The 1,484-nt window shown below is 64.2% G+C and carries 2 protein-coding genes; both read left to right on the top strand.

Going from position 1 to position 1,484, the window contains the following annotated elements:
- On the top strand, positions 1-1,174 hold a 1,174-nt coding region (locus tag EN750_RS33965; protein ID WP_127399250.1), incomplete at its 5' end, for a malonate decarboxylase subunit alpha.
- On the top strand, positions 1,167-1,484 hold a 318-nt coding region (locus EN750_RS33960; protein WP_145968184.1), incomplete at its 3' end, for an enoyl-CoA hydratase/isomerase family protein. The genes EN750_RS33965 and EN750_RS33960, both read left to right, overlap by 8 nt.

Genomic DNA, 1,484 nt, shown 5'->3' with positions numbered 1-1,484 from the left:
CCACCAGGGCTGCGCCATGAACGCCGCCGCCAGCGAGCCGATCGTTTCGGTGCAGCAGTTCGACGGCGAGGAATGGCTCTATTTCCGCTCCATCGTGCCGCAGGTCTCGATCATCCGCGCCACGTCAGCCGACGAGCGCGGCAACCTCACCTACGAGCATGAGGGCGCCTATCTCGGTGGCCTCGAACAGGCGCTCGCCGCCCGTAACAATGGCGGCATCGTTATCGCGCAGGTCAAGCGCGTCGTCGAAAACGGTACGCTGAAACCGCATGACGTGCGCGTGCCGGGCGTCCTGGTCGACCATATCGTCGTCGCGCCCGACCAGTTGCAGACGACGCTGACACCCTATGACCCGGCGATCTCCGGAGAAATCTTCCGGCCGCTGTCGAGCTTCCGCACGCCGGAGATGAACGTCCAGAAAGTGATCGCGCGCCGCGTCGCCATGGAGTTGCGCGACGGCATGGCCGTCAACATCGGCTTCGGCATTTCCGCCAATGTCCCGCGCATCCTTCTCGAGGAAGGACAGCATGGCAAGATTACCTGGGTGATCGAACAGGGCGCGGTCGGCGGCGTGCCGCTGCTCGACTTCAAATTCGGCTGTTCGTCGAACGCCGACGCCTTCATGCCCTCGCCGCACCAGTTCATCTATTTCCAGGCGGGCGGCTTCGACGCCTCGCTGTTGTCCTTCCTGCAGATCGACCGCCATGGCTCGGTCAATGTCTCGAAGCTTTCGGCGCGCCCGCATGTCACGGCTGGCGCCGGCGGCTTTGTCGACATCACCGCGCGAGCGAAGAAGATCGTGTTTTCCGGCTTCTTCAACGCCGGGGCAAAACTCTCATTGGCCGATGGCGGCATCCGCATCGATCAGGAGGGCAAGGTCAAGAAGGTGGTCAACGAAGTCGAGCACATCTCGTTTTCGGGCAAGCGCGCAGTCGCGCAGGGACAGGACATCACCTATGTCACCGAACGCTGCGTGATGAGGCTGACGCCGGAGGGCCTGGTCGTCACAGAACTCGCACCCGGCATCGATCTGCAGCGCGATGTGCTGGCGCAGTCGGAAATTCTGTTGGGCATTGCCAAGGACCTCAAGACGACACCGGCAGCCCTCTATCAGGAGCAACCGATAGGCCTGTCGCTGAATGGCGGCGCCTCGCTTGGAGGCGCGCATGGCTGAGCACCTCGTCACCTTTGAAACCGACGGCGCCATCGGCGTCGTCACGCTGCGCCGGCCGGAGAAATTCAACGCGCTGGACATTCCGATGCTGCGCGCGTTGGAGACGGCGCTTGACGCGGCCGAGATGGCCGAGGGCGTCCGCGTCGTGCTGCTGCGCGGCGAAGGCAAGGGATTTTGCGCCGGTGGCGATGTCGAGGCCTGGGCGCGGATGAGTGCCGCCGATTTCCAGGTGCAATGGGTACGCTACGGCCACCGCGTCTTCGACCGGCTGGCGCGGCTCAGGCAGCCGACCATCGCTGTTTTGTCGGGC

This window comes from Mesorhizobium sp. M7A.F.Ca.ET.027.03.2.1 (assembly GCF_003999175.1).
GTDB lineage: Bacteria > Pseudomonadota > Alphaproteobacteria > Rhizobiales > Rhizobiaceae > Mesorhizobium.
The sequence above is the reverse complement of the archived record's forward strand: the minus strand, read 5'-3'. Positions and strand labels throughout refer to the sequence as shown.